The organism is Mesorhizobium sp. M7A.F.Ca.MR.362.00.0.0, from assembly GCF_004023175.1.
Lineage (GTDB): Bacteria > Pseudomonadota > Alphaproteobacteria > Rhizobiales > Rhizobiaceae > Mesorhizobium.
Map to the genome: position 1 here is coordinate 1 of NZ_RZTF01001230.1, position 215 is coordinate 215.

Annotated in this window: 1 protein-coding gene; it reads right to left on the reverse strand. The window is 52.1% G+C overall.

The window, feature by feature from the left end:
• The coding region (locus EOC06_RS39745) for a sigma 54-interacting transcriptional regulator (RefSeq protein ID WP_164899137.1) at window positions 1–215 on the reverse strand (215 nt) is incomplete at both ends.

Sequence of the window (215 nt, forward strand, 5' to 3'; positions counted from 1 at the left end):
TCTCAGTATTGAAATTCTTGAGAAACTGAGCGGCCAAGAGCGGAATATCACCTCGCCTTTCGCGCAATGCCGGCACGCGTAAAGTGACGACGTTGATGCGATAATAGAGGTCTTGCCGGAACTCCTTGCGTTGAACTGCCGTTTCCAAGTCCCTGTTCGTTGCGGCAATCACGCGAACATCAACTTTAATGGTGTGGTTGCTGCCGACGCGCTCA